The sequence below is a fragment of the Olleya sp. AS48 genome (assembly GCF_038900355.1).
Taxonomy (GTDB): Bacteria; Bacteroidota; Bacteroidia; order Flavobacteriales; family Flavobacteriaceae; genus Olleya.
In genome coordinates this window covers 65,990-90,574 of sequence record NZ_JBBMRD010000001.1, presented here as the reverse complement: position 1 = coordinate 90,574, position 24,585 = coordinate 65,990, and the positions used below count along the sequence as shown (strand labels likewise).

Below are 24,585 nucleotides of genomic sequence, written 5' to 3'. Positions count from 1 at the left end.
CTAAGCGATTTCAGTTTTTTTTTGAGTGGATTTATATTTAATTTTAATGTAAACGTATAGAAAGTAAAAGCCTACACCTATTAAAGCAGTGTACACCATTTGTAGTAAATACGCTGAAGATATAAACAAATAAGCGACTTGTACCATTTCGGAAAAAACGATGCAAACACTGGCCAAAAACAATAGCAATCCTTGTTTAGTTTCGTGATATAAATAATGTATTAATGATAGTGATAGCACTAACAATATCAATACATTATATGTTACTTCTATGATAAAATCCAACGAGTATACTGCTAACTTTGCATCTTGCATTATCATCTGATTTAACACATAAATTATATATGCATTAAATATTAACAAGACAATTATATGCAACTTAAATTCCTTTAATAACAACTTGATATTAAAATCTTTAACTAGAAAAATAATTAAGGAAGTGTAAGTAGCTATTACTAGATAATTAGCAAGATAATAAGCCATAGTATCATTTCCGTAAAAGACAATTTTAAGAATTTCTACTAAAGAAAATCCAATAAGAAAAAAACCAAAATAATGGTTGGTTTGCTTAGTCTGACTATAGTATAAATAGGCAAAAAACGGAAACACTAAAATCCAGGAATAATCAGACAATGTTGGCGCATCAAATATGCGTCCAGCCATAGTAAGTATTACGAGAATCACTAAAATTATCGATACTAAATTAAACTTTGTTAACTTCATTATTATTTATTTGGGATGACAAATATACAAATAATTTGTTATTAAACGATAAAATAAGCTTTTAATCGGCTATTAACACATTTATTCTAAGCTGTTTAAGAAATCATCTTCTGAAATCATGTCTATATTTAACTTATCGGCTTTGTCTTTTTTACTTGGTCCCATATTGTCTCCAGCAATTATATAACTTGTTTTTGAAGAGATAGAACTACTTACTTTTCCGCCATTATCTTCAATAAGCTTTTTCAACTCAGTACGTGATACTTTATAAAATACGCCTGAAACTACAATATTATGTCCTTTTAACTTATCTGTTTGGTTGGCTAACTTCTCTGCAGAGATTTCTAATTGTAAACCATATTGCTTAAGTCTATCAATGACTTTTTGATTTTCTGGATTTGAGAAAAAGTCGACTACACTTTCAGCAATTCGGACACCTATTTCATTAACCTGCTCTAAATCAATTACAGATGCAAAAGCAAGTGCATCAATACTTTTATAATGTTTAGCTAGCGTTTTTGCAACCGTCTCTCCAACAAACCTGATACCTAACGCGAATAAAACACGTTCAAACGGTATTTGTTTTGACGCTTCAATACCTGCAATTAAATTATCCGCACTTTTATCTGCCATACGCTCTAACGGTAAGATTTGGTCTTTAGTTAGATCGTACAAATCTGCATAATTATGGATTAATCCTGCATGAACTAAAAGCGCGACAGTCTCGCCTCCCAAACCTTCAATATCCATTGCTTTTCTAGAGATGTAATGCTGAATACGTCCTATGATTTGTGGATTACAACCATTGTAATTAGGACAAAAATGTTTAGCCTCACCTGCTTCTCTTTGTAATAATGTATTACATTCTGGACAATGTGTTATATACTTTGTAGGCACAGAGTTATCTGGTCTTTCAGAAAAATTTACTGCTATAATTTTAGGTATAATTTCGCCACCTTTTTCAACAAAAACAGTATCACCTTCTCTTATATCCAGTTTTTCAATTTGATCTGCATTATGTAAAGATGCACGTTTTACAATTGTACCAGCCAATTCTACTGGTTCTAAATTTGCAACAGGAGTTATAGCTCCTGTTCGACCAACCTGATAAGTAATAGTATTTAAAATAGTACTAACCTGTTCTGCTTTAAACTTGTATGCCATAGCCCAACGTGGCGCTTTGGATGTAAAACCAAGCTCGTCTTGATGATGCAAATTATTAACTTTTACTACAACACCATCAGTCTCATAAGGTAATTCATGTCTAGCAGTATCCCAATGATTTATAAAAGCAAATACGTCATCAATGGTTTTACACAATTTAATTTCATTTGGGACTTTAAATCCCATTTGTCTTGCTTTTTCTAAGCTTTCAAGGTGCGTTTTATAATCAAAATCGCCACCTACTAAACCATACAACAAACAATCTAAAGGTCGTTTTGCAACCTCTGCACTATCTTGTAACTTTAAACTTCCAGAGGCTGTGTTACGTGGGTTTTTATAAGGCTCTTCTCCATTAGCAAGTCGCTCCTCATTCATTTTATTAAAACCATCAAAGGGTAAAATAATTTCACCTCTAATTTCAAACTCTTCAGGAAAACTACCTTTTAATTGTAAAGGGACAGAATTAATTGTTTTTACATTAGCAGTAACCTCGTCTCCTTGCATACCATCACCTCGTGTAACCGCTTTTAATAAACTTCCATTTTGATATGTTAGATTTATGGAGGCACCATCGTATTTTAATTCACACACATAGTCTATCTCACCATCTACCATCTTCTTAACTCGTGCTTCCCAATCTTTTAAATCTTCAAGAGAATAGGAATTATCTAAACTATACATCCTATGCTTATGCACAAGTGTATTAAAATTTTTAGTCACTTGACCTCCTACACGTAAGGTTGGCGAAGTTGCATCAAAAAATTCAGGATGCGCTTCTTCTAAAGCTTGTAATTCTTTTAATTGTATATCAAAATCATAATCGCTAATTGTCGGACTGTCTAAAACATAATAATTATAATTATGTTCTCTTAACTGTTCTCTTAATGCGTTTATTTTTAATTGTATGTTCATATTATATGCCTTCTAGCAATTCTAAAAATTGCTGTTTAATCTTGTATTTATAATAAAAATAATTTTCTGAATCCGAATAGCACTCTGATGCTCCCCAAAATTTCACAATAAATTCTTTATTGCTTAACCAATAGACTTCCATGTCATCAGAGATTTTTTTAAAAGTTATATGATCATAGTTTTCCTCCAAATTATAATATAACTCAAAAGCCTTTATGATTTTACCATCCACTATTTTGTCTATAAATAATGTACGCTGGCTAGGACACTCGGTATCATAATCTATAGAAACTACTATATCTTTTTTAGGCGATACATGAGGATAACCTCCTGCGTATTGGTCTAATAATTCTCCTGTCTCTTGACTAATAAAATCAAAACGTTGATAATCAAAAACCATGTGATAATGCACCAAAAACACATCTTTAAAACCTGAATTTTTAAAGACATTATATGTTTTTGTTGGACTAAACTCCGAGTTGTAAGTCGTGTCTTTATACATTACTTTTTTACCATTTTTTGCCAATAAGGTTAACACGTTATCCTTCTTGTAAAGTTTAGTAACATCTATACTATTGGGTTGATATAAAATTCGGTTTTTATACTCATTAATATCAACTTGCTTTACATCAAATAACTCACTAAGCGCAATTGGTTGTAAATTTTCTCCTTTAACAATTAAGCCATCATAATTGTAATGATTACCATCATCGCTATAGGGTTTAAAAAAATAAGCTTCAGGCACGTAGCCTATATTTGCGTTATCAATATAAAAATTCTGGTCTTTTTTTAAAGCTTTAGGATTAATAATCACTTTAGCTTTGCGACTATAGACAACTTGACCATTATCTATAATTTTTGTTTTATTATCCGTATAATCAATAACAGAAACGGTTTTTAAATACTCAAACTCACCTACTTTATTACCCAAACTATCCCTAATGATTAAACCGTTTTTAGACTTTACAATCCGTTGATCAAAGTTTACTTTAAAATAATCTAAAGTTTGATAATCTGTTAGCGGTAAATAATTAAATTTTATACTATCACTTTGCTTTTCAAATGTTCCGTTAGGGTTTAAATAGTAATGGATAGCCTTATTAAGCTGTTTGTCATGAACAAATAACTTATTATTATAAACATAAGTTTCGGTTTGATTAATTTTATGTGTCAAATTATAATAAGACACGTCAATAGCATCTATAAATTGGTAGTTATTAGTGTAGGTCACTAATTTATAATCCATGACTTGGTCTTCAATAAACTTGTAAATTACAAACGCTTTAAATGCTTTACTAAAATTTAAATTTAAAGCCATTCCAAATTTAGTAATCGTATCCTGAGTATTAAATAACTTTTGTGTTTCAAGTACCTTATTATCTTCTTTAGATAAAATACTAAACGTATTAAATAGTCGTGAAGTAATTAAATGTGGTTTTTTTAGATCAACATATCCTACACTACCTAAAAATTCATCCTCAAAACGGTCAATAAAAACACTATTATCTACTGCTTTTTTAACAGCAGGCGTTACCATTTGTTTATCGGTTTTTTTACAACCTAAAACTAACACAAATAGTAGTATGTAATATATTACTTTCATTATTGTTTAACACCACTAATCATTCGGTCTTTACCAAAAAAATCTTGTTTTAATTGTACATTTTTAAACCCATTATCGATCAATAAAGCTATCATTTCTTTACCTAAATATTCATTTATTTCAAAAAATAATTCGCCATTAGTTTTTAAGTATTGCGAAGCAAATTTTGTAATCGCTTTGTAAAAAATTAACGGATTATCATCAGACACAAACAAGGCTAAATGTGGCTCGTTATCCAGCACGTTAGACGTCATTGCTTGCTTTTCCAACTGTCTCACGTAAGGAGGATTAGACACAATAGTATCAAATTTTAAATCCTTAAAAATATTTTTACAAGCAGTATCTTCTAAAATACTGGCTTCAATAAAATCCACGTTTACTTTATTTAATAAGGCATTTTGTGTGGCTATTTTTATCGCTTTCGCGGAAACATCAAGCCCAAAAATAGTTGCTTCAGCTAAATTTTTGGCCAGACTAATGGCAATGCAACCACTACCAGTTCCTATATCTAAAACCGAAGCATTATGTCCTTGTTCTTTATTGTCATAACTATCTAAAACCAATTGCACTAACTCCTCTGTTTCTGGACGTGGTATTAAAGTGTTTGGGTTAACCTTAAAAGGCATTCCAAAAAACTCAGTTTCACCTAATATATATTGTATGGGCTGTTGTTGCTCTAGGCTTTCTAAAGCTTTAAATATCTGAATTTTCTCATCCGTTGTCACACTTAAATTAGTATTTAAAGCCACATCCAATCTAGAAATATTACAATAATGCTCTGTCAACATAAAAAAAAAGGTAAAGACTTCGTCTGGACCATAAATATCATCTAGTTCCTTGTGGAATAATGCTTTTAAATCTTTAATTAACATAGGCTGATATTATAGTTGTTTTTCCATCCAAATACCACAATTAAAATGTCCTGTACTACCTAATGGACCATTTAAATGCTTAAAACCGTTAGATTCGTAAATATGTATGGCTTCTTTTAAAATAGGAATAGTTTCTAAATAAGCCTTTTTAAACCCTTGATTTTTACCTTTTTCCAGACATTTTAGAAATAGTTTTTTACCAAAACCTTTTCCGCGTAAGCGATTAGAAAAATACATTTTCTGAATTTCAAATACCTCCTCTTCCATTCCATGCAAAGGTTTTAAACCACCTCCTCCTTCAACTTTTCCATCAACGACTACTACGTAATACGTCGATTTTGGCTCTGCATAGGCTTCAAACATTTTTGGTGTCTCAGGATCAGCATATGCTGTCCCAACTAAAGGCAAATTATATTCTATAAAAACCTCGCGAATGACAGCCTCTATTTGAGGATTATCATGTGGCTGGATTTCTCTTATTTCAATAATAGTATTACTCACTTTTATATAGTATTTTTGTGCCTTATTTTAGAGGATGAAGATACATTAAATCCAAAAAAAGACCCATGAAGAAAGTACTTATTTTATTAACAATATTAACCTGTTTTTTTAACTGTAAAGTGACTGAAAAACCAGAATTTATTAGAGTTGAAAACATAAAAGTATTGGAGTCTTCTTCAAAATTTATCACCATCACAGCAGATGCTCTTTTTTTAAATCCTAATAGTATTGGTGGTAAAATTAAAACTGATGGCATCAAAGTATTGGTAAACAACAATCATATTGGTGCTGTTTCAAGCGTTAGTTTTGACGTACCTTCACGACAAGAATTCACAATACCACTTCAAGCTAAAATACCAACAGACAGCTTACTAAGCAATAAAAACTTAAGCAGTTTATTAGGTAGTTTTTTTAGCAAAAAAATAAAAATTCAATATCTTGGAGATATTAAATACAAGATTTTAGGTTTTTCTCATTCTTACCAAGTCGATCGTACAGAGGACATTAAAATAAAGTTATAATTTTGAATGATCAATTTTACATAAAACGCGCGTTGCAAATAGCCAAAAGTGGATTGGGACAAACACGTCCAAATCCAATGGTTGGTTGCGTTATTGTCGTAAACAATCGTATAATTGGCGAAGGATACACTAGTAAATATGGTGGCAATCATGCAGAAGTAAATGCTATAAATAGTGTAAAAAACCAGTCCCTTTTAAAAGATGCTACTATTTACGTAACACTAGAACCATGTAGTCATTATGGTAAAACACCACCTTGTAGCGACTTAATTATCCACCATCAAATACCAAATATAGTTATTGGATGTATTGATGATAATCCTGACGTTGCTGGTAAGGGTATCAAAAAATTATTAGAAGCTGGTCGTAATGTAAAAGTTGGCGTTTTGGAAGCCGAATGCAAAGCACACCACAAACGCTTTTTTACTTTTCATAATAAAAAACGACCATATATTATATTAAAATGGGCAGAATCTAACGATGGATTTATTGCACCAAAATCTAAAAATGAACAAAAACCTGTTTGGATTACCAACACTTATTCTAGACAATTAGTCCATAAATGGAGAGCTGAAGAGCAAGCTATATTAGTAGGTACTAATACGGTTTTACAAGACAATCCAACTCTAGATGTTAGGGATTGGACTGGCAATAATCCTTTACGCGTCGTACTTGATAAAAATAAAATCTTAAAAGCAGACTGCCATGTTTTTAACGCTAAAGCGGAAAGCTTATTAATTTACAATAACGACAACACAACTCAAGAGGCTTTACAAAACACAACTTGGTCTATCCATCCGCCAAACAATACAATCGTTGGAGATTTTAATTCAGGAATAGATTTTAGTCAAAAAGAATCTCAAGCACAACAAATTTGTGATACTTTATTTAAACACAACATCAACTCTGTAATTATTGAAGGTGGCTCTAAAACATTACAACTTTTTATAGATGCTGGACTTTGGGACGAAGCTAGAGTTTTTAAGGGTAAAACAATTTTTACCGAAGGTGTAAAAGCACCTAGGTTGCAAGGAGAATTAATTAATCAGTCATCCATTTTAGACGACTTACTATATATTTACAAAAACACTAATTAAGTTTTGCTTTAGCAAAATGATACTAACCCTATGATTAAAACCCTAATATTTGATTTTGGAGATGTCTTTATTAATTTAGATAAAGAAGGTGCAATGACCAACGCTTTAGAGCTGTTTGACGTTGATGAGTTATCCGAAGAAATCGTCGCTTTTAATAGTTTTTACGAACAAGGTCTGATAGACACTAACGAGTTTATAGATTTTTACATGGGTAATTTTCCAAAATTATCCAAACAACAAATCGTTGAAGCTTGGAACTACATTATTTGTGATTTTCCCGTTAAACGATTAGAGTTTATACAACAATTAGCAAAAGACAAAAAGTACAATCTAATATTACTAAGTAATACTAATGAGTTACATATTGATTGTATTAAAAATCAGGTATCGTTTTATGACGAATTTAAAAATGCGTTTGATAAATTTTACCTTTCTCACGAAATACAATTGCGTAAACCAAACAAAGATATTTTTCAGTTTGTACTAAATGAAAACAACCTAAAACCAGAGGAATGCCTGTTTATAGATGATACTTCTGAAAACACAGATACTGCTAGTAATTTAGGTATTAACGTATGGAATAACAATCCAAAAACAGAAGATATTATAGATTTATTTACCATTAAAAAAGACTTGTTTTAATGTATTTACTACTTAGTATTTGTGCGTCTACATTAATTTTTGTCATCTTTAAAGTTGTTGGAAAACGCAATATAAATACACTACAAACTATAGTTTTTAATTATTTTACTGCTTTTACCTATGGTATTTTAAGCTACGATTCTCCAATAATAGTTAGTGACATTGTAAAATCCAAATGGTTTTTAGGCGCAATAGGTTTAGGATTTTTATTTATAGCCATTTTTAATGTAATGGCGTTAACAGCTCAACGTAATGGATTATCTGTAGCTTCTGTTGCTAGTAAAATGAGCGTTGTTATTCCTATTATATTTGGTTTGTTTTTTTATAACGAAAGTTTGGGTTGGCAAAAAGCATTAGGTATTATATTGGCTTTAATAGCAGTTTACTTAGCATCCTATAAAACAAAAACTGATCAACGTTTTTCAATAAAAACACTATGGTTGCCTATTGTACTATTTTTAGGATCAGGTACTATTGATACGTCTATTAAATATATCGAAACGACTTATTTAGCAGACAATGGAATCCCCATTTTTTCAGCTACCATATTTTTTATAGCTGGAGTGATTGGGATTGGCTTGCTTTCCGCGAAAGCGATACAAAAACAATTTACTTTTGACCCTAAAAGCATCGTGTCTGGTATTATTTTGGGTGTGGTTAATTACTATTCAATTTACTTGTTATTAAAGGCTTTAAATGCCGAAAATTTTGAAAGCTCGACCATTTTTACGGTTAATAACGTAGCCATAGTCATGCTAACCACCTTAATAGGCTTGTTGATGTTTAAAGAGCGTTTATTAACTAAAAACTGGATTGGTATTGGAATTGCCATACTGTCTATAATATTAGTGACACTATCATAATTTATGGAAAAAGACACTTATAAAACAATTACTAAACCATCTGAAGAAGTCTTATTTAAAGATAAAAACTCCAAGTTTTTTGGGTATGCATTTCCTGTAAAAACAGAAGAAGATGTTAAGCAACATATTGAAGAATTAAAAAAACAACACCATCAAGCAAGACACTGGTGTTACGCCTATCAGCTAGGTACAGAAACCATTGCCTACAGAGCAAATGATGATGGCGAACCAAATAATAGTGCTGGCATGCCTATTTATGGGCAAATACAGTCTTTTGATGTCACTAATATACTGATTGTTGTTGTTAGATATTTTGGAGGTGTTAAACTTGGTGTTGGAGGCTTAATTAATGCCTACAAAACTGGAGCTCAAATGGCTTTGGAAGCTTCAAAAATTGTAACACGAACCATAAATATTAAATACCTTATTAGTTTTGACTACAAAAACATGAATAAGGTCATGCGTGTTATTAAAGAGAAAAACTTAAAAGTTATCAACCAAAAATTAGAACTAGACTGCCAAATCACGATCTCTGTTAGAAAAAAAGAGGCGCAAACTATTTTTGAAATTTTTGATACAATTTACGAGGTTAAAATCAAAGATTTAGCTATTTAAAGCTTCTAAAAAATATTTAGGAGGTCTAGTAGGTTTTCTAGTTTTCATGTCTAAAAAAGCTAAAACTACTGTTGCTGTACATAAAATTTGTTGCAAATCATTCAGTATAATATATTCAAACTCAACCAGAGCAGTTGGCGCTTTTTTTAACGTAGTTTTTACTGTAATTACGTCGTCATAATATGCTGATTTTTTGAAATTTACAGACAACGATACAACTGGTAAACCAAGTCCTTCGTCCTCCATTTTTTTGTAAGAAATTCCAAGTTTACGCAACCACTCAATTCTAGCCATTTCTAGATATATTGCGTAATTACCATGGTGTACAATTCCCATTTGATCTGTTTCTGCATATCGTACTCTTATTTCAATTTCATCTTGCATTATGTCCATAGTCTTGATTTTTTTTTGTAGTTTCGAATGGTTGGTTAACATGCACAAAAAAAACTATAAATTCAATAGTAAATGATTTTTTTTTTACGTTTTTTGTTCACATATTTGCCAAGCTAACAATCAGAGTTGTCTTATTGCTATTATAGGGACAAATTAACTAATAAAAAATACTTTTTAAAATTAACATGAGTGTAACTGCGCAAACGGTCTGGAATAATTGTCTCCTTTTTATAAAGGATAATATCCAACCACAAGCATACAAAACTTGGTTTGAACCAATCGTCGCGGTTAAACTAACAGACAATGCATTAAGTATTCAAGTCCCTAGTAAATTTTTTTACGAATGGTTAGAAGAGCATTACGTTAAATTATTAAAAGTCTCTTTAACTAAAGAGTTAGGTGAAACTGCCAAACTAGTTTACATTATAAAAATGGAAAACACGTATGGTAATAAACAACCCTTTACAGAAAAAATTCCGAGTTCAAATAGAAGTGCTGTCAAGTCGCAAAACGTTGACGTACCTTTAAATAATAAAAATCCGGAATTAAGAAATCCATTTATAATTCCTGGAATTAGAAATGTAAAAATTGAATCTCAACTTAATCCAAACTATAATTTTGATAACTTTTTAGAAGGTGATTCAAACCGTTTAGCGCGTAGTGCAGGTTTAGCAGTCTCTGCAAAACCAGGAGGAACATCTTTTAATCCATTATTAATTTTTGGTGGTGTTGGTTTAGGAAAAACACATTTGGCTCACGCTATTGGTGTTGATATAAAAGATAAATACCCAGAAAAGACTGTTTTATATATTTCTGCTGAAAAATTTACGCAACAATATATTGACTCGGTTAAAAAGAACAACCGTAATGACTTTATACACTTTTATCAATTAATAGATGTATTGGTTATTGATGATGTACAGTTTTTATCTGGTAAGTCTGGTACACAAGATGTCTTTTTCCACATTTTTAATCATTTGCATCAAAACGGAAAACAAGTTATTTTAACAAGTGACAAGGCTCCTGTAGATATGCAAGATATTGAGCAACGTTTATTATCAAGATTTAAATGGGGATTATCTGCCGAGTTACAAACTCCAGATTTTGAAACACGTGTATCCATATTAAAAAACAAATTATATAGAGATGGTGTAGAAATGCCTGAAGATATAATTGAATATGTTGCTAAAAACATAAAATCTAATATTAGAGAGCTTGAAGGTGCCATTATTTCATTAATAGCTCAATCTTCTTTTAACAAAAAAGAAATTAATATAGAGTTAGCTAGACAGGTTGTCGAGAAGTTTGTTAAAAACACAAAACGTGAAGTTTCAATAGATTATATACAAAAAATAGTATCAGATTATTTCCAAATGGATGTGGATACTTTACAATCTAAAACTAGAAAACGTCACATTGTACAAGCTAGACAGTTAGCCATGTTTTTTGCTAAAAAGTTTACTAAAGCCTCTTTAGCTAGTATTGGTTCTCAGATAGGAAAACGTGATCACGCTACAGTATTACATGCTTGTAAAACGGTTGATAATTTATCAACTACAGACAAGCAGTTTAGAAAATACGTGGAAGATTTAACGAAAAAACTTTCGGTTTAATTTTATTTTAAATGACTAAAATTTTAATGGTCTGCCTAGGAAACATTTGTCGTTCTCCTTTGGCTGAAGGCATCCTACAATCTAAATTAGATAACCATTTATATTTTGTAGATTCTGCAGGAACAAGCAGTTACCATATAGGTAACAAACCAGACCCTAGATCCATTGCTATTGCAAAACAAAAAGGGATCGATATTACCCAACAACAAGCTAGACAATTTGTAAAACAAGATTTTTTAGATTTTGATATTATTTATGCTATGGACAATTCTAACTATAATAATATTATAGCTTTAGCAGAAAATGATATTCAAAAATCAAAAGTAAATCTAATATTAAACGAAAGTCAACCAAATCTAAATTTAGACGTACCAGATCCATATTATGGTGGTGACAAAGGGTTTGAAACTGTATTTAATATGCTTGATGATGCCTGTAATAAGATTAAAATTAGATTAAGTAAACTAACATAAGTTTTATATATTTATAAACTATGACTAAAGGCAAATTATATTTAATTCCGTGTACACTTGGCGAGTGCAATCCATTTCATGTTTTACCTGCTCAGGTAAAAACGATTATTGATAGTTTGGATACTTTTGTTGTTGAAAACTCCAAAGCAGCTAGAAAATTTATAAAATCTATAGCTCCTGAAAAACCACAATCTAGCTTAACCCTATTTGAATTAAATAAATTTACTGAAGCTGCAGATTTACCTAATTTTATACAGCCTTGTTTAGAAGGTAAAACTATTGGTTTAATATCTGATGCTGGTTGTCCTGGAATTGCAGATCCTGGAGCTGACGTTGTTAGTTTAGCTCATAAAAATGACATCCAAGTTGTTCCATTAGTTGGACCATCCTCTATCCTACTTGCTATGATGGCTTCTGGTATGAATGGTCAAAGTTTTGCTTTTAATGGTTATTTACCTATAGATAAAGGAGAGCGTAAAGCAGAATTAAAACGCTTAGAACGTTTAAGTTTTGAACATAACCAGACACAGTCTTTTATTGAAACACCTTACCGAAACAATAAATTATTAGAAAATTTATGTAACACATTAAGTGAAAACACAGAAATTTGCGTGGCGTGTGATATAACATTACCTACTGAGTTTATTAAAACAAAAACAGTAAATCAATGGAAAAAAAATAGTGTTGACCTACATAAAAGACCAACACTATTTATAATACACAAAAGCTTTTAAGCGCTTTCATATTTTACTCTAACCTTTTTAACAGGTTTAATTAACGAGGTATCATAACCCGAAAACTTTTTCATGTAATACTTAATAGTTGCACCATTTGCATCTGCAAAACCGGTTTCGCCATAACTTCTAAGAAATTTTTTAACACTACCTGGACCAGCTAAATGTGCAGCTGCAAGTATACCAGACTCGGTTACCTTCACACCTTTAATAAGTTTTCCTTTAAAACGTTTAATATCCTTACGCAAAACCCATTTATTACGCTGCGTATTTGCTATAAATGCTTTTTCTTGTAATTCTGGATTGTTTAAAAAGAATTGTGGATGATGGATACCTAATACTTTTAAGGTACTTTTCCCAAATTGATATTTACCTAAGTAACCAAATTGGTTAACTCTAAAATAATCATTTTGAGACTCCTTAAAACCTAAAGCTTCTTTAAAACCCGTAAATGATTTTCCTAGATGTGGCGAAAATATTTTTTGTTGATTTATTGCTAAATCCTGATTCTCTAAATCATTAATATCGTATCGCTCAATTAGTTTTGCATTACCTTCTGTTTGGTCAAAGACAACTAATACTAATATTGATATTGTAAGTACTATTGATATAAACTTTCCAATATTTTTTTTCATTTGTATTGATTTAAAAGTCTATAAATTAATAAGGGATAGACTTAAATTTCAGCGTGCAAATATACGAAAAAAAATCAAATACTGATAATCAATATGTTAACTTATGTTAAAAGTACAAAAGGTGTCCTTTTACCTTTCCATTGTCATTTAATTGAATTGTAGGAAAAGGAATTTTTATAACGTTTACAACGTTAAAAACTTGTTTTAAAAATGTAGAATTAGTTTTAATTTTGGTTAAGTCCATATCTAAACTTAAATAAAATTGTCTGCTTCGTTTTTGGTTAGTAAAATCTAAATTTTGAAGACTAGCATTACCATACAATAAGCCATCAACACCATAACCTACTGCTACATTTAACCATTTAGGTAATTTTGTGTCTTTAAAAAACGACTGTATGTTGCCACTTAACCAATAGGTTTGTCCATTATAATCTTTAATAATCTCTTCAAGTAAACCTTTACCCAATTTTTCAGGATTTTGATTAGCGTAAGGACTTTGACTAAAAGAGTATTTTAATTGAATGCGTTGTTCATCCCAAAGTAATTCTTGTCCAATATATAAACCTGCTCCAGCTGCATTTGCTGTAAAATCTCCCCAAGAAAAACCCCATTCTTCTGAAAAACCATCTAAAACTTCGACTGCTGTTAAAAATGAAAAACCTATTGTTGCGCCATATAACAACTGATTTTTTTTGCTAACACCACTCCAATTTAAAGTTTGAGCTCCAAATTTACCAAGTTGATAGGCAGAAAAACTGTGACCTAATTTATCCATTTTAAACCACTCAGAATTATCGTTTGTGGTATGAAATTTTGAACGTTCATAATCTGAATACCATAACGTATTTAAACCAACAATTGACAAAGTGGCCAAACTGGTTTGAGTAATTATTACACCTTGTTTACGTTTTGTATTAAGGGTATCACTAGGTTTAAAAAACGAGTCGTCATCAATTTGCCCTAAAGCTAAAATTGAAGTCAAAAAAAGTAATAAAGTGATTATTTTATTCAAAAAAATTATCTGTTAACACCTTGACTATTAATCCAACGTACATATTCGTTTTTATTGGCATTATGTTGACTTAAGGTTTTAGCAAATTTATGATATCCAAAGTTTTGCACATTAGCGACAAAGTAATAGTAATCATGAGATTCTGGATTTAGTACAGCATCAATTGCTGACACATCAGGCATTGTTATTGGACCAGGAGGAATACCAGCATATTTATACGTGTTGTATGGCGAATCAATTTCAAGGTCTTTATATAACACACGTTTTATAATTTGATCAAAATCGTTTTCTTTTAACTTTTTAGAAAATATCACAGTAGGATCTGCTTGTAATGGCATTCCTTTTTTTATTCTATTTAAATATACTCCAGCTACTCGTGGTCTTTCGTCAACTTTAGCAGTTTCTTTTTGTACGATGGATGCCATGGTCATAACCTCGTTAACGGATAGGTTTAAAGCTTTACGCTTTGTTTGTCTTGTAGTATTCCAAAAACGATAATATTCTTTTAACATACGTTCTCTAAAACCTTCGGCTGACGTATTCCAAAAAAACTCATAACTATTAGGTACATACATATTTAAAACTGTTGCATCAGTAAACTTATGCTCTTTTAAAAAAGTATTATCCGTCATTACAGATAAAAGCTGTAAACTATCCGGTTCAATTTGTTGTGCTATACGACCTGCAAGATTTTGTATACGCTCTTGATTGTTAAAACTTAATTTAATTGGAATGTTTTTACTTCTAATTGAGTTTATAATATCATTATTACTCATGTTTTTAGTAATAGCAAAACGTCCCGCTTTTATATTAGTTGTGTATTTTTTTTGCTTTGCTAAAGCATCAAAACTGTCAATATCTTTTAATAAAGGGATCAATTGCGCTCTTACTTGATCGTAATTTGCATTGGTTGGAACATATATATAAGCTTTGTCGTTATTAAAAGCTGTATTTTTTTCAAACATGGCTCCATAAATAAAATAGGCAAAATAAGCTGCTACGACTAAACCAATTAAGGCAATAGCTAATAAAATTTTTTTAATGTACATCTGTATTAATCAATTGAAATAAATATTCGTTTTTAAAGTGACCGTTTAAATAATTCCAGTCTTTTTTTAATCCTATTTCCTTAAAGCCTTGACTTTTAAAAAGTGCTAAACTTGCAGTATTATCTTCACTTATATTACAATATAACTGATGTAAATCTAAATGTTTAAAACAATAATTAGTCAATAATTGCAAAGCTTCTTTACCATGCCCTTTTTGTCTATTAGCAGTATCTTTTACTAAAATACCAATACCTGCTCTTCTGTTTTTATAATCAAAATCAAAAACATCAATCATTCCTATTGCATCTTCATTTTTATTACAAATGACCAATCGTAATTGTTTGACTTCGTAAATATCCTTGTGTGCGTGGTCTAAATACTGTTTGATAAGGTATTTGGAATATGGTGTTATCGTGTTGCTAATTTCCCAAATGGATTCGTCATTTTCTATTTGGTGTATAAATGACAAATCTTCAGGCTCTAAGGCTCTTAAATTTATATGTTTACCTTGTAATGTTAGCATGTAATTTCGCCTTTAAAAACCTGTTTTGCAGGTCCTATTAGCATGGCGTTTTTATAAACATTTTCTGTTTTTGTAAAAGACACTTTTAACTGTCCACCTTGAACATTAAGATTTACTGTGGACGCTGTACTTTGACCTGTCTCATGCATGGCTATAGCGACTGCTGTTGCACCTGTACCACAAGATAAGGTTTCATCTTCTACTCCTCTTTCATAGGTTCTTAACGCAAAAGTATCTTCGTTAATTTTTTCAACAAAATTTACGTTGCTTCCTGCTTTATTATAAGGTTGTCCATATCTAATTTTTGAACCTTCCGTTTTAACATCAAAATTAACTAAGTCCTCAACAAACTGAACGTGATGTGGCGATCCTGTGTCTAAAAATTGGTGTTGTTTAAAGACTTCAATGGTATCAACATCTTTCATTTGTAGATGTATTAAACCATCTGTCATTTTTGCATAATGCAAACCGTCTATCGCTTCAAAAGTGGTCTCATGTTTTACAATCTGCAAAAATTCCGCGAAAGCGACAATACAACGTCCACCATTGCCACACATTGTACTTTGGTTTCCGTCTGCATTGTAATACACCATTTTAAAATCTACAGATGGGTGATTTTCTAATAAAATTAGTCCATCTGCTCCTATTCCAAATCTACGATCACATAAAAATGCAACAAGTTTGGTATTATTTTTGTCGAATAAGTTTTGCCTATTATCAATCATGACAAAGTCATTACCTGTTCCTTGATATTTGTAAAAAGTCAATGTCATTGGGCTGAAAAATTGAATGACAAATATAAGTTTTTTCAGTTGTTAAAACGTCGTTAAAGTTGAAATAGACATTCAATATTTAATTAATTTTAATCGTTATCTAATAAATCTAAACTAAGTATTTTATGAAGAAGATGTTAACTTTGGTTTTAGTTTCGGTATTAGGAGGTGCAATTACCCTAGGAACATACAAAACCTTTCTTGAAAAAGACAACGCACAAATTGCAACAAACACAATACAGGATAACCCTGTTTTTTTGCCTACCAATTATAAAACAACCACAACTGCTTTAGCTGCTAATGATGGTATTAGCTTTACCAATGCTGCAGACAAAACAGTACATGCTGTGGTACACGTTAAAAATGTGGCATTAAATACAGCACAACCTACATTACAAGACTTATTTTATGGTCGTGTACCTCAAAAAAGGCAACTTGGTACTGGTAGTGGTGTAATTATTTCACCTGATGGTTACATTATTACTAATAATCATGTTATTGAGGACTCACAACAATTAAGTGTTACCTTAAATGACAATCGTACCTTAACAGCTAAAATTATTGGTACTGATCCAAAAACAGACATTGCATTATTAAAAGTTGAAAGTGACGAGCAATTACCTTATACAACGTTTGGTGATAGTGATACTGCTAAAATTGGCGAATGGGTTTTAGCTGTTGGTAATCCGTTTAACTTAACATCCACAGTTACTGCAGGTATTATTAGTGCTAAATCTAGAGATTTAAGTGGACAAAGCACACAGTCTTTTATCCAAACAGATGCTGCTGTTAATCCAGGAAACTCCGGAGGAGCCTTAGTTAATACTGCTGGAGAATTGATTGGTATTAATACAGCAATTACTTCTCAAACAGGTTCTTATATTGGTTACTCTTTTGCTGTACCTAGTAATATTGCTAAAAAAGTAGTACAAGATATTATGGAGTTTGGTAATGTCCAAAATGGTATTTTGGGTGTTATTGGAGGTTCATTAAATAGTACGTATGCAGAAAAATTAGGTGTGGCAGAAACCGAAGGGTTTTACGTGGATGATGTTGAGGAAGATACTGGAGCTGCTGAAGCTGGTATTAAAAGTGGTGATATTATTAAAATGATTGATAATATTAAAATTAAAAAATTCTCGGATTTAAGAGGCTTTTTGGATGCCAAACGTCCTAATGATGTTGTTAACGTAACTTTATTACGTGATGGACAAACTAAGGAGGTTGCTGTTACTTTACTAAAAAACAACACCTATATTTTACCTGTTATTGGTGTTATTAAAAATGCAAAACCAGAAGACTTAAAGAAATACAAAACTAAAAATGGTGTAAAAATTACTAAAGTAAATGGTACCTATGGTCAATATTTACAAAGGGAAGGTATTGAAGCTGGTAACATAATTACTGCCATTAATAACGTAAAAGTAAATACTATTGAAGATGTTGATAACGTTTTAAAAAACAGAGACACGTATCAACCATTAAGCATCGAGCTAATAAACTCCAAAGGAGAGAAAAACAGATATGGTTTAAGATAATTAATTATCCAACCTAAATAGAAAGCACTTAATTAGTAAAATTAAGTGCTTTTATTTTTTTATACTTTTTCCTTTACGAAATCGTTTGAAATCAATACTTTTGCCGAAAATTTACATAATAAATTAACAACACACACTAAATAATTTAAAATGTCCATTAACGAAACTTACGAAAACGAATTAGCGTTTCAAGCAGACAGAAGACGAGCTACCGTAGAATTTATTAAAATTGTTAGCGATTTATGGTATGACAAATCTATCGAATTGGTGATTTTTAGAAACCAATTAATTGACAGAAATGTATCCGAAATTTTAAACCTGCATGAATATGCTGGCGAGTTTGTACAAAAACCAATCTCAATTTTTGATTCTGTAGAGATTGCACAAGCTATCAAAACTTTAGATGTACCTCCTGCTAAATTAGATATTGGTAAATTAACGTATGAGTATCATTTAGAAGAAAAAAAATACAGCAATGCTTTAGCTTTTGTATCCAAAAAGCTTAAAGGTGCTAGTAAAACTAAAGATATCACACCTAAAGATGTGGTACTTTATGGATTTGGTCGTATTGGTCGTTTAGTAGCTAGAGAGCTTATGACACGTACTGGTAAAGGAAGTCAATTACGTTTACGTGCTATAGTAACACGTGGTAAATTAGATGCTACTGTTTTAGAAAAACGTGCAGCTTTATTACGTAACGACTCTGTACATGGTGATTTTTCTGGTACTGTAACTACAGATATCAAAAACGAAGCTTTAATTATTAATGGGACAACTGTAAAGATAATTAATGCTAACCAACCAGAAGACATCGATTATACCAAATATGGGATTAACAATGCACTAATCATTGACAATACAGGTGTATTTAGAGATAAAGAAGCATTAACAAGATTAAAAAATTCTCCAGGTGCTGATAAAGTATTATTAACTGCTCCAGGAAAAGGGATTCCAAATATTGTTTATGGTGTTAACCATCTAGAAAATGATCCTGATAAAATAGACATCTTCTCTGCTGCCTCTTGTACAACAAATGCGATTACTCCTGTTTTAAAAGCAATGGAAGACACCTATGGTGTAAAAAGCGGACACTTAGAAACGATACATGCTTACACAAACGATCAAAACTTAGTAGACAACTTCCACAGTAAATACCGTCGTGGTCGTGCTGCTGGTTTAAACATGGTAATAACAGAAACTGGAGCTGGTCAAGCGGTTTCAAAAGCATTACCAAGCTTTGAAGGTAAGTTAACCTCTAACGCCATTCGCGTACCTGTACCAAATGGGTCTTTAGCCATTTTAAATTTAGAACTAATCTCTAAAGCTAGTATTGATAGTATTAATGCAACATTAAAAAAATATGCATTAGAAGGTGACTTAGTTGAACAAATTAAATACGAAATGAGTGACGAGCTAGTGTCTACAGACATAATAGGTAGCTCTGCACCTTCTATTTACGACAGCAAAGCAACCATTGTTAGAAAAGATGGAAAAAATGCAATACTATATGTATGGTATGATAATGAGTATGGTTACAGCCACCAAGTAATTAGATTAGCTAAGCATATTGCTAAAGTAAGACGTTTTACCTACTACTAACATCCAAATTTTAATTACAAACGTATATATAAAAGCCTCGCAATTGTGAGGCTTTTTGTTATATTTAAGCCTTATAGCAAACCTTTTTTTTATATTTTCGCAAAGACGAAAGACAACAAACACAATACAATGCGTAAAACAAATTTTCTATTAGCAGCTTTTTTCCTATTACTTTTTACTTTTACTGCTACTGCACAAACTGAAACCGAAGAAGAAGATGACAAGCTATCATTAGATTCGGGAACTTTAGAAAACCAATTTGAATATCTAACAAAAAGATCAAACAACTGGAGAGATGCACGTGGACAGTCTTATGAAGTTGTTAGAAACGAATGGATTGAAAAAATTAAATCGCACACTTTAGATTCGCTAAAAGCACTAAAAAAAGAATTATTAGACACTCAAAACAAAGTAGCTTCTCAAAGTCAAGAAGTAACGCAATTAAAAAGTAGCTTAAGCAATACAAAAACCAACTTAGAAGAAACAAACCAAGAAAAAGACAGCATGTCTCTATTTGGATTACAAATGAGTAAAGTTGGATACAACACATTATTATGGTCAATCATTGCAGGATTACTAGCCTTTCTATTTTTCTTTATCTATAAATTTAAAAACAGTAATGCTGTAACTAAAGAAGCTAAATTAAGATTAGAAGAAACCGAAGAAGAGTTTGAAGAACATAGACGTAATGCCTTAGAGCGTGAACAAAAAGTAAGACGCCAACTTCAAGACGAACTTAATAAAAACAGGAATAGTTAATTAGCTATTAAGTACGATAATTTAAAACTGTAAATTAATTTTTACAGTTTTTTTATGCTCAAAATTGAAATTAACAAATTGCTAAAAACACAAAAAAGACACATAAACTTGTCTAAATGTAAAATAAACTTTACATTTATTGAAACATAAAACAATTTAGACATGAAAACACATTATCTCTTATCAAACAACTTTAAAATTATAGGATGGGTAATTTTAATATTGGGCTTACTAACAGGAATAATATTTTATAAAACTATTTTAGATGGTGAATTATTACAAACTAATGTACTGGTCTTGTATAATTCTGATCGTTTTTTTGACAATAATAATGGTTTCTTTAAAATAATCGAAAATGGTATTTTAGATGAAATTGTTGCTATATTAATTATTGTTGGTGGTTTAATTGTAGGATTTAGTAAAGAGAAAATAGAAGATGAATTTATTTTTCAGTTAAGAAAAACATCATTAGTTTGGGCAATTATATTTAATTATATAGTTTTAATATTTGCAATTGTATTTGTTTACAATATGACCTTTTTTGAAGTTTTAATCTTTAACATGTTTACACCTTTATTATTTTTTATAATACGTTTTAATTTTCTTAAATATAAATCTAGAAATTATGACGAATAAAATTAAAGTACATCGTGCTATTCATAATTTAACACAAGCAGATTTAGCGAATAAAATAGGTGTTAGTAGACAAACCATAAATGCAATGGAAAAAAATAAATACGTACCGTCTACAGTTTTAGCTCTAAAATTATCTAAAGTTTTTAACGTTTCTGTACATGATATTTTTGAACTTGAAGAAATAGACTAAAAAAAAAGTGCAATCTATTAGATTGCACTTTATTATAATTTAAAAATCTTTAGATTATAATCCTCCCCATTCTTTTAAAGAGTCTTTATTCATCTTAATATAATCAGCATTACCTGCTTTTTCAGCAAGTGCCAAAGACGCTTTAGCAGCTTTAATAGCTCCTTTTTTATCTCCTGCTTTTGCATTAATTAAAGACTGTTGACGTAACACCCAAAACTTAGGAGCATCTTTATACATATCTACTGCAGTATTCATCCAAGTTACAGCTTGATTGATGTCCTTACCTGACTCAAAATAGTAACGTGCTGCAGCATAATAATCATCTGCACTAGGACCATTCATTGTTTTAGCAATAGCGTCAGTAACTACTTTATCTGTTGCAACCTCAAATTTTACAGCTACATAAGCTTTTTCCCACATAATTCCTAAAACTGCAGAATCGTTTGTTAAGTCATCAAATGACATAGTAAACGTTTCGATATCCATAGGTAAAGTATATACTTCTGCAGATACTTTAGCTGCTACTTTTGATTCATCTAAAGTTTTTGGTGCTCCCCAATTATTAGTATCGTTGTAAAATATAACGTCCCAACTAGCTGCATTTGGTGTTGTAAATACTGCATAAGACCCAGCTTTTAAAGCTTGTCCACCAACAGTTACATCTCCACTAAAAGTTATAATAGTATTTTTATTTGCTCCTGTTCTCCATAATTGTCCAAAAGGTACTAAGTTTCCAAAAACTTCACGACCTCTCATTGATGGTCTAGAATATTCTAATGTAACATCTGTAAGACCAACTTTTTGTTCAATCTTTTGAAACGGACTAGGTTGAGGCGTCTCAATTTGTGCATTAACAGCAAATGATACTGTTAGCAACATAATTAATGTAAATAATTTTTTCATGGTTATATTTTTTGATTTTAATTAACGTAAAATTAAGCATAAGTATAACCTTGTTTGTTAATAAAACCTTAAAAAAAGAGTAATTTATTTCTAAAATCAAACAATTAATCGTAATATTGCGATGTACAAATATGTAAACATTATGGGATTAATTAAAACCGAAAAATTTTCAGAGTCACAAAACCAAATTGCACTTTTTGCTAAAGCATTTGGACATCCTGCTAGAGTAGCCATTATACAACATTTGTTTAAAATTAATGCGTGTGTATGTGGTGATTTGGTTGAAGAGATTGGATTGGCACAACCTACAATCTCGCAACATTTAAAAGAATTAAAAAACCTAGGTTTAATCCAAGGTACTATTGAAGGCACAAGCGTTTGCTATTGCATAAACAAGGACAATTGGACAGCCATGAAAACACTTTTAACTGGCTTTTTTGACAACAATTTAGACAGCAACACATGTTGCTAACATCAAAATATTAATCATAATAACACATTAAATTATGACACTTTCAGACATTAAAAAACACTTATCACAATTAGAGACTATTTCATTTACACTACCTGATGGTAGTTTAGTTCCAAACCACTTTCATGTTACTGAAGTCGGTCAAGTTGCTAAACACTTTATTGATTGTGGTGGAACTGTTAGACAAGAAAAAAAAGTAAGTTTCCAATTATGGAATGCAGATGATTATGATCACAGATTACATCCTGAAAAATTAGTTAAAATCATAGAGTTGTCTGAAGAAATATTTAACCTAGAAGGTTTAGATATTGAAGTTGAATTTCAAGGAGAACAAACCATTCAAAAATTTGGTTTAGAATTTAAAAACAATACTTTTCAACTAACATCATTAGTTACCGATTGTTTAGCAAAGGATAAATGCGGAATCCCAGAACCAAAACAAAAACTACAATTTTCAGACATACAAGCAGGAGACTCTTGCGCACCAGGTTCTGGATGTTGCTAATATGCAAATCATTACCATAAATAAAGCCAATTTCTCAGAAGTGCAATCTATTTATCAAGAGGGTATTGCTACAGGAGTTGCAACGTTTGAAACAGTTGCACCTGATTGGGAGTATTGGAATAACAACCACTTACCTATTGGTCGTATTTTAGCAATAAAAGACGACCAATTTTTAGGTTGGGCGTCTTTAAGTGCTGTTTCAAAAAGAAAAGTATATTCTGGCGTTGCTGAAGTTAGTGTTTATGTGTCAAAACATTTTAGAGGGCAAAAGGTTGGAGATTTCCTGCTAAAAAAGTTAATTAAGATTAGCGAACAAAATAATATTTGGACGCTACAAGCTGGAATAATGAGAGCTAATACTGCTAGTCTAAAATTACACACCAATAATCAATTTAGAGTTATTGGTTATAAAGAAAACATTGGACAATTACATGGTCTGTGGATGGACAATATAATGCTTGAAAGACGTAGTAAAACAGTAGGTATTTAATCGTTTTAGAGCAACATGCACAAAGTCATGTTAAATTTTGTTTAACAATAACCATACATCGTTAAACATTTTGTATCTTTATGCTATCAAATTTTCATAGGATGGCAAAAAAGAAAAATATAAGCAGTAACGACATTATTTCATTTTATATGGATTATGTCTTAGAACATAACGAACAACCTAAATCGGTTTACGCATTTGCGAAGCATAATAATTTTGAGGAATCTAAATTTTATGAGCACTTCGGAACATTTGATGCTATAGAAAAAGGCATCTTCAAAGCCTTTTTTGATAACACACATAATGCCTTAGAAGCTAGTGAGGATTATGCACACTTTGAGCCTAGAAATAAATTACTAAGCTTTTACTTTACCTTTTTTGAAAACCTTACCGCTAACAGAAGTTATGTGGTGTATGCTTTACATAAACACAAAAACAGTCTAAAAGGTTTTGCTACTTTATCAGAACTTAAAGCAAGTTTTACACATTATATAAAAGATTTAGGTATCGAGCTTATTGATATTAAACAAGAACAGCTAAACAAAATTCAAGATAGAGGTCTTACAGAAACTGCATGGTTACAATTATTATTAACCTTGAAATTTTGGATGGATGATACTTCTGCTTCATTTGAAAAAACAGACATTTTTATAGAAAAATCTGTAAACACAAGTTTTGATGTATTAAATGTCATGCCTTTAAAAAGTATTATTGACTTTGGAAAATTCATCTTTAAAGAAAAAATTAAGATGAGTAATTAAAATTATCCTAAGCG

At 30.9% G+C, this 24,585-nt stretch carries 29 protein-coding genes; 17 read left to right on the top strand and 12 right to left on the bottom strand.

Features of this window, described 5'->3' with window-relative positions:
- From WNY60_RS00405 to WNY60_RS00385, 5 genes are all read right to left on the bottom strand, one after another.
- The gene (locus WNY60_RS00405) at positions 1-723 is read right to left on the bottom strand and encodes a hypothetical protein (RefSeq protein ID WP_145002006.1); all 723 of its coding nucleotides are present in this window, start codon (positions 721-723) and stop codon (positions 1-3) included.
- A gap of 81 nt (positions 724-804) precedes the next feature.
- Positions 805-2,799: an NAD-dependent DNA ligase LigA gene (gene ligA, locus WNY60_RS00400; RefSeq protein ID WP_339809080.1), complete on the bottom strand. Its 1,995-nt coding sequence runs from the start codon at positions 2,797-2,799 to the stop codon at positions 805-807.
- A gap of 1 nt (position 2,800) precedes the next feature.
- On the bottom strand, positions 2,801-4,402 hold the full coding sequence (locus WNY60_RS00395; protein ID WP_342861108.1) for a hypothetical protein: 1,602 nt from the start codon (positions 4,400-4,402) through the stop codon (positions 2,801-2,803).
- Positions 4,402-5,274 carry a peptide chain release factor N(5)-glutamine methyltransferase gene (prmC, locus tag WNY60_RS00390; protein WP_342861106.1) on the bottom strand — a complete coding sequence of 291 codons (873 nt, stop codon included), beginning with the start codon at positions 5,272-5,274 and terminating at the stop codon, positions 4,402-4,404. The genes WNY60_RS00395 and prmC overlap by 1 nt, the downstream gene beginning before the upstream one ends.
- A gap of 9 nt (positions 5,275-5,283) precedes the next feature.
- Positions 5,284-5,775, bottom strand: coding sequence for a GNAT family N-acetyltransferase (locus WNY60_RS00385; protein WP_145002010.1), 492 nt, complete (start codon positions 5,773-5,775; stop codon positions 5,284-5,286).
- 65 nt (positions 5,776-5,840) lie between these two features.
- Between WNY60_RS00385 and WNY60_RS00380 the strand changes: the two genes are divergently transcribed.
- The 5 genes from WNY60_RS00380 to WNY60_RS00360 are packed head-to-tail and all read left to right on the top strand — an operon-like array spanning position 5,841 to position 9,513.
- Positions 5,841-6,296 (top strand): hypothetical protein, encoded by a 456-nt coding sequence (locus WNY60_RS00380; protein WP_292948541.1) that lies wholly within the window; start codon positions 5,841-5,843, stop codon positions 6,294-6,296.
- The gene (ribD, locus tag WNY60_RS00375) at positions 6,296-7,393 is read left to right on the top strand and encodes a bifunctional diaminohydroxyphosphoribosylaminopyrimidine deaminase/5-amino-6-(5-phosphoribosylamino)uracil reductase RibD (RefSeq protein WP_342861487.1); all 1,098 of its coding nucleotides are present in this window, start codon (positions 6,296-6,298) and stop codon (positions 7,391-7,393) included. Before WNY60_RS00380 ends, ribD begins: the two co-directional genes overlap by 1 nt.
- A 30-nt stretch (positions 7,394-7,423) precedes the next feature.
- On the top strand, positions 7,424-8,035 hold the full coding sequence (locus WNY60_RS00370) for an HAD-IA family hydrolase (RefSeq protein ID WP_342861103.1): 612 nt from the start codon (positions 7,424-7,426) through the stop codon (positions 8,033-8,035).
- The gene (locus WNY60_RS00365; RefSeq protein ID WP_342861101.1) at positions 8,035-8,898 is read left to right on the top strand and encodes a DMT family transporter; all 864 of its coding nucleotides are present in this window, start codon (positions 8,035-8,037) and stop codon (positions 8,896-8,898) included. The genes WNY60_RS00370 and WNY60_RS00365 overlap by 1 nt, the downstream gene beginning before the upstream one ends.
- A 3-nt stretch (positions 8,899-8,901) precedes the next feature.
- Positions 8,902-9,513, top strand: a complete 612-nt coding sequence (locus tag WNY60_RS00360; protein WP_342861099.1) for a YigZ family protein — start codon at positions 8,902-8,904, stop codon at positions 9,511-9,513.
- Here WNY60_RS00360 and WNY60_RS00355 read toward each other — a convergent pair.
- Positions 9,502-9,906: a thioesterase family protein gene (locus WNY60_RS00355; RefSeq protein ID WP_342861097.1), complete on the bottom strand. Its 405-nt coding sequence runs from the start codon at positions 9,904-9,906 to the stop codon at positions 9,502-9,504. The genes WNY60_RS00360 and WNY60_RS00355 overlap by 12 nt on opposite strands.
- Positions 9,907-10,091: 185 nt before the next feature.
- Here WNY60_RS00355 and dnaA point away from each other — a divergent pair, with 185 nt between their 5' ends.
- From dnaA to WNY60_RS00340, 3 genes are read left to right on the top strand one after another with little or no spacing between them, the layout of a single operon-like run.
- Positions 10,092-11,519 (top strand): chromosomal replication initiator protein DnaA, encoded by a 1,428-nt coding sequence (gene dnaA / locus WNY60_RS00350; protein ID WP_028281850.1) that lies wholly within the window; start codon positions 10,092-10,094, stop codon positions 11,517-11,519.
- Positions 11,520-11,530: 11 nt separating this feature from the next.
- Positions 11,531-11,992: a low molecular weight protein-tyrosine-phosphatase gene (locus WNY60_RS00345; RefSeq protein ID WP_342861095.1), complete on the top strand. Its 462-nt coding sequence runs from the start codon at positions 11,531-11,533 to the stop codon at positions 11,990-11,992.
- A gap of 20 nt (positions 11,993-12,012) precedes the next feature.
- Positions 12,013-12,726, top strand: a complete 714-nt coding sequence (locus tag WNY60_RS00340) for an SAM-dependent methyltransferase (RefSeq protein WP_342861093.1) — start codon at positions 12,013-12,015, stop codon at positions 12,724-12,726.
- On the opposite strand, the gene WNY60_RS00335 is transcribed toward WNY60_RS00340, so the two are convergent.
- The 5 genes from WNY60_RS00335 to dapF form a co-directional block, all read right to left on the bottom strand.
- Positions 12,723-13,361 carry a peptidoglycan-binding protein LysM gene (locus WNY60_RS00335; protein ID WP_292948527.1) on the bottom strand — a complete coding sequence of 213 codons (639 nt, stop codon included), beginning with the start codon at positions 13,359-13,361 and terminating at the stop codon, positions 12,723-12,725. The two genes, WNY60_RS00340 and WNY60_RS00335, sit on opposite strands and share 4 nt — an antisense overlap.
- A gap of 106 nt (positions 13,362-13,467) precedes the next feature.
- On the bottom strand, positions 13,468-14,373 hold the full coding sequence (locus WNY60_RS00330; protein WP_342861091.1) for a DUF2279 domain-containing protein: 906 nt from the start codon (positions 14,371-14,373) through the stop codon (positions 13,468-13,470).
- Positions 14,374-14,378: 5 nt separating this feature from the next.
- On the bottom strand, positions 14,379-15,422 hold the full coding sequence (gene mltG, locus WNY60_RS00325) for an endolytic transglycosylase MltG (RefSeq protein ID WP_342861090.1): 1,044 nt from the start codon (positions 15,420-15,422) through the stop codon (positions 14,379-14,381).
- The gene (locus WNY60_RS00320) at positions 15,412-15,945 is read right to left on the bottom strand and encodes a GNAT family protein (protein WP_342861088.1); all 534 of its coding nucleotides are present in this window, start codon (positions 15,943-15,945) and stop codon (positions 15,412-15,414) included. The genes mltG and WNY60_RS00320 overlap by 11 nt, the downstream gene beginning before the upstream one ends.
- The gene (gene dapF, locus WNY60_RS00315; protein WP_342861086.1) at positions 15,939-16,718 is read right to left on the bottom strand and encodes a diaminopimelate epimerase; all 780 of its coding nucleotides are present in this window, start codon (positions 16,716-16,718) and stop codon (positions 15,939-15,941) included. The genes WNY60_RS00320 and dapF overlap by 7 nt, the downstream gene beginning before the upstream one ends.
- 125 nt (positions 16,719-16,843) lie before the next feature.
- Between dapF and WNY60_RS00310 the strand changes: the two genes are divergently transcribed.
- The 5 genes from WNY60_RS00310 (at position 16,844) to WNY60_RS00290 (ending at position 21,440) form a co-directional block, all read left to right on the top strand.
- A complete protein-coding gene (locus tag WNY60_RS00310; protein WP_339809093.1) occupies positions 16,844-18,256 on the top strand; it encodes a trypsin-like peptidase domain-containing protein in 1,413 nt (470 codons plus the stop codon).
- A 150-nt stretch (positions 18,257-18,406) separates the two neighbouring features.
- Entirely contained in the window at positions 18,407-19,855 is a 1,449-nt protein-coding gene (locus WNY60_RS00305; protein ID WP_342861085.1) for a glyceraldehyde-3-phosphate dehydrogenase, read from the top strand.
- A 129-nt stretch (positions 19,856-19,984) separates the two neighbouring features.
- Positions 19,985-20,614, top strand: a complete 630-nt coding sequence (locus WNY60_RS00300) for a tRNA (guanine-N1)-methyltransferase (RefSeq protein WP_145002025.1) — start codon at positions 19,985-19,987, stop codon at positions 20,612-20,614.
- A 162-nt stretch (positions 20,615-20,776) separates the two neighbouring features.
- Entirely contained in the window at positions 20,777-21,250 is a 474-nt protein-coding gene (locus WNY60_RS00295) for a hypothetical protein (RefSeq protein WP_342861084.1), read from the top strand.
- Complete coding sequence (locus tag WNY60_RS00290) at positions 21,237-21,440, top strand: helix-turn-helix transcriptional regulator (protein ID WP_198017326.1); 204 nt, start codon at positions 21,237-21,239, stop codon at positions 21,438-21,440. The genes WNY60_RS00295 and WNY60_RS00290 overlap by 14 nt, the downstream gene beginning before the upstream one ends.
- A gap of 54 nt (positions 21,441-21,494) precedes the next feature.
- On the opposite strand, the gene WNY60_RS00285 is transcribed toward WNY60_RS00290, so the two are convergent.
- Positions 21,495-22,343 (bottom strand): DUF2911 domain-containing protein, encoded by an 849-nt coding sequence (locus tag WNY60_RS00285; RefSeq protein WP_339809095.1) that lies wholly within the window; start codon positions 22,341-22,343, stop codon positions 21,495-21,497.
- 142 nt (positions 22,344-22,485) lie between these two features.
- Between WNY60_RS00285 and WNY60_RS00280 the strand changes: the two genes are divergently transcribed.
- The 4 genes from WNY60_RS00280 (at position 22,486) to WNY60_RS00265 (ending at position 24,571) form a co-directional block, all read left to right on the top strand.
- Entirely contained in the window at positions 22,486-22,815 is a 330-nt protein-coding gene (locus WNY60_RS00280) for a metalloregulator ArsR/SmtB family transcription factor (RefSeq protein ID WP_342861083.1), read from the top strand.
- 34 nt (positions 22,816-22,849) lie between these two features.
- Positions 22,850-23,320 (top strand): DUF6428 family protein, encoded by a 471-nt coding sequence (locus WNY60_RS00275; RefSeq protein WP_342861082.1) that lies wholly within the window; start codon positions 22,850-22,852, stop codon positions 23,318-23,320.
- Position 23,321: 1 nt separating this feature from the next.
- Positions 23,322-23,810 carry an N-acetyltransferase family protein gene (locus WNY60_RS00270; RefSeq protein WP_342861081.1) on the top strand — a complete coding sequence of 163 codons (489 nt, stop codon included), beginning with the start codon at positions 23,322-23,324 and terminating at the stop codon, positions 23,808-23,810.
- Positions 23,811-23,911: 101 nt separating this feature from the next.
- Positions 23,912-24,571, top strand: coding sequence for a TetR family transcriptional regulator C-terminal domain-containing protein (locus WNY60_RS00265; RefSeq protein ID WP_342861079.1), 660 nt, complete (start codon positions 23,912-23,914; stop codon positions 24,569-24,571).
- Positions 24,572-24,585: the final 14 nt, after the last annotated feature.